Source organism: Acidocella sp. (genome assembly GCF_028687955.1).
Classification (GTDB): Bacteria; Pseudomonadota; Alphaproteobacteria; order Acetobacterales; family Acetobacteraceae; genus Acidocella.
The window spans coordinates 1-3,647 of sequence record NZ_JAQTZC010000113.1 but is presented as its reverse complement, the minus strand read 5'-3'; the positions used below and the strand labels follow the sequence as shown (position 1 = coordinate 3,647).

Here is a 3,647-nt window from a genome sequence, read left to right as displayed (position 1 = left end):
CTCATCACGGCAGTATCGCCGCCGAGTGGTTTCGGTCCAGGCCATCGTGACTCCGTCAGTTGTCGCAAACCAACAGAATCACAACCAACTGAAATCACTCAACTATCTTTTTCGTTCAGGTTCTGAGGCTCGCCGATGCGCGCGATGTTCCCTGTTCCGAGGTCAAGGATCTGGCAATCTTGCATCGTGAGGATGTCAAAACAAAAATTGCCGATCTGCGGAGGATGCAGAAGGTTCTCGATACCCTTATCGCTCAATGCCAGGCTGGCGATCAGTCCGGCTGTCCGCTGATTGAGACGCTATTCAGGCAAACTGAACCGGCTTGATGCAATAACAGGTGCTCTGCATATTTTAGCGGTCAATGTGCGGCTCTTTTCATGGGTTATCACACCAGATCACCCGCGGGCAACATCACCAGTCGCTTCCAGCGAAGCGGCGATATCGGCAATCGAACGGAACAGCACCAGCGCGTCATCCTTTGACGGCAAAAACCCCCGGCGGCGCCAGAATGCCGCTGCGTCATCATCAACGGCATTGACGATAAGCGCCCGCCCGCCGACCAGCGTGGCGCCGTTCACGCTGCGGGCCAGTGCATGATTCAACAATCCTATGCCAATCCCCTGCCCACCCCATGCACGGTCCGTAGCAAGCTGCCCGAGCAGAATACACGGCACCGGGTTCGGTGGCTGGCCGGTGCGGATCGCGCGTGGCAGGCTGGCTGGCACAATGGCGGTCGGCGCCAGGCCGTAATAGCCTACCACCCCGCCCCCCACATGGACGACCATGACTACCGTGAACCCCTTTTGCTGATTCGCCAGCGCCCGGGTCTTCAGCCAATGGTCGAGCGAGGGCTTGCCACAGGAGAACTGGGATACATCGTGGCTAGCATTCAGGAGTTCCGGCGCAGAGAGCGGCGCCTCCGCCATCAGCGCTTCGCCGTTGCCTTATCCCATGGCGCCCTGCGGCGAAGGGATGCCACCATCTCCGGCACGGGCGCGGCCGGCGCGGAGACGGCTTGGACGAATGCCTCAAACCCCTCAGCGCTCATACGCACCAGCGTGCTTTCCATTAGCACTTGCTCGGCGGCACGCACCGCAGCCTCACGCACAAAATCCGTGCGCGAGCGCCCGCGCAAATCGGCGGCGCGGTCGATAATGGCGATGTCACCTTCCGGCAGCCGCATTGAGAGCGGATGGTCCTTACGTTTGGGCGGAGTGGTCATGGCATGAGGCTTTTGTCATGAGAGGAACATAGACTGTGGTAGCGCATTATGCAATACCATATGACTGCTTCCACTACCGGCTATGCCGCCTCGTTTGCTTCTGCTGTTCCACATGATCATCCGGCAAACCTTGGCCTCGTTCTCCAACCCGATGCCAGAATTCCGCCTCGGCATGGCGATTGACCAACGGGCGACGGGCCACCCTGGCCAGAAGTTCCACCACCTCCGCACTGATACGAGCAACACGCGCCAATGCCCCGCCATGACGGCGCATTTGCGCCGCCAAACCGGGCAGAATCTCGGCGAACGCCTGTGGGCTCATCAACCCCTCAGCCAGCTTCGACGGCTGCCCCCGGGTATCTCCACGAGCTTCCGCTGCCCGGTGAACACTTTGCATTGCCTGAACCGCGCCACGCCGCAGACCAACGGCACGATCGATCAATGCCAGCGCCGCTTCCTTCTCGGGCCGTTGCGCAAAATTGCGGATGATGTTGTTCAACAGATCACCGCGGCCGATCTCGCGCTTATCACCCAGCGGCCGCCGCGCAATCACCTCAGCCCGCTCAGCGCCCTCCGATGTCACGATAAAACTCTGCTCCCGGTGCCGGCTGCCTGATGTATAGGCCCCAAACGCTGAAACCAGCTTCGTGCCGCCCGGCATCGCATGAATATGCTCCGTCACAGTGGTGCCCTGCGCGGTATTTGTGGTCAGCGCATCACCATAGGCCAACTGAACTCTGCCGCTGGCCTCATCGCGCAATGTATCCCAGGCGACCGCCCCCTCCCTGCCCGCACCATTCCTCAAAGTCACCCCGGCGGCGTCAACGGCTTTAATTTCCAGCACCGACCCGTTGCGGCCGATATTCCCGACCGTGCCCGTCTCCGTGAATTTGGCATTTGTACGCCGGAACAGGCGCACCCGATCTCCCACGGCAAGCGCCAGTTCGTACTCCCGTTCCCCAACCCCATCGGTGGCTTTGACCGTGATCTGATCCGACCCAATTTGTCCCATGGTCCGGCGCTGCTGGCGGATGGCCAGGCTGATGTCATGCGCTTCCGCGTTACTTGGCGCGCTCACCGAAATGCTGAAGCCCAGCCGGTCCCGGTTCTCCTCTCGCCGCTCCCGCCAAAGCACGGCGACATGCGCCACTGCCTCCTCATACCCACCCGGCACGATCCGCAACGTGCCGTTTGCATCCTTGCGGCACACTGCGTCCTCCGTCTGGCCATTGCGGAACATCAGAACGGTCTCGCGTTCTTCCTCAACTTTCTGCCTGACCGAAGTGCCCAATTCCGGCACCTTGTCAGTGCCTAGCGCCCGGCGCAGCAGCTCGATCACCGGCCCAGCCTCCACCGCCTGCATCTGCTTGGGGTCACCAATCATAACCAGCTGGAAGCCTTTCTCCACCTGCGCTGCCATGATGCCGTTCAGCTGGCGTGTGCCGAGCAGCCCCAATTCATCAACGACCACAACAGATTTGCGGCCGAGGGCCAGTTTTCCCCTCCCCACATCCCGCAGGAACCCCGTCACAGCACGGGTATTCGCGGCTGCTATCCCCGCCTCCGCCAGATCATCCGACTGTCGCCATGCCAGAGCGATGCCATGGACCACCCTGCCATCCGCCTGCCAGGCCCGCACCAAGGGTTTCAGTAATGTGCTCTTGCCGGAGCCCGCCACGCCGATGGCGAGCCCCACCCGCCCGCCAGCGCCCAGCTGGTCGATGATCCGACGCTGCGCCCGGCCGTGCGCGCTGGTAAAATCGATCTCCGGGAATGAGGCCACTGCCGCCGCAATGGCTTTGCGCGAGAGCGCGGCACGGTGGTCCCGCGCCCCAACCCGTGCCGTCTCGATGAGCCTCTGTTCCTCACGAAGCTCGAGCGTCGTGGTCACCGCCACCCGGTCCCGGCCCTGGCGCCCCGGCACACGCCCCCAGATCAACGCGGCGTCCTCACCCCGGCGCTGAACACCGCGTTCACGAAAAGCCTGCGTGATGGAATCGACATCGCTTGCCTCTCCAATTCCCGCCGCGATAAGCCCCTTGGCGGCGGCGATCCGGGCGTCCGCACCATCAATCACCGCTCGTCGATCAAATTGCCTGCCCAGCAGCGGCAGTGCGGCCTGGAAGGCGGTCTCCAGCCGCTGCTCACGGCTGGGGAGAGGCATGACACCATCCGGACGCAGCACGCTCCGGTGCTCATAACCCAGCCGCGTCGCCGTCGCTCGCCAGGCAGCGAGGTCGCTAACATCATCGCTCTTGGCCTCGCGCGGGTTATGTACTCCGGCTTTCAGCAATGCGATTTTCCGGGCTGGGGTAAGGGTCTCCCAGTCCAGTCCCTGCGATTTGGCATAGGCCCGCGCCGCTTCGGTCCCACCCATGGTCCGTTTGCTAAATTGCGCGACCACGGTTTCCGGCACGGCGGAGAG

Annotated in this window: 4 protein-coding genes; 1 reads left to right on the top strand and 3 read right to left on the bottom strand. The window is 62.5% G+C overall.

The genetic code is table 11. From position 1 onward, the window contains the following. Positions 1-104: 104 nt before the first annotated feature. Positions 105-326 carry a MerR family DNA-binding protein gene (locus tag PHE40_RS11000; protein WP_366523611.1) on the top strand — a complete coding sequence of 74 codons (222 nt, stop codon included), beginning with the start codon at positions 105-107 and terminating at the stop codon, positions 324-326. 69 nt (positions 327-395) lie between these two features. Here PHE40_RS11000 and PHE40_RS10780 read toward each other — a convergent pair whose 3' ends face one another. The 3 genes from PHE40_RS10780 to PHE40_RS10770 all read right to left on the bottom strand — a co-directional run. Further along, positions 396-926 (bottom strand): N-acetyltransferase, encoded by a 531-nt coding sequence (locus PHE40_RS10780; RefSeq protein ID WP_299961624.1) that lies wholly within the window; start codon positions 924-926, stop codon positions 396-398. Further along, entirely contained in the window at positions 926-1,222 is a 297-nt protein-coding gene (locus PHE40_RS10775; RefSeq protein ID WP_299961622.1) for a DUF1778 domain-containing protein, read from the bottom strand. The genes PHE40_RS10780 and PHE40_RS10775 overlap by 1 nt, the downstream gene beginning before the upstream one ends. Positions 1,223-1,295: 73 nt before the next feature. Then, positions 1,296-3,647 (bottom strand): ATP-dependent RecD-like DNA helicase (locus tag PHE40_RS10770; protein ID WP_299961620.1); only part of this gene is annotated, 2,352 nt, incomplete at its 5' end.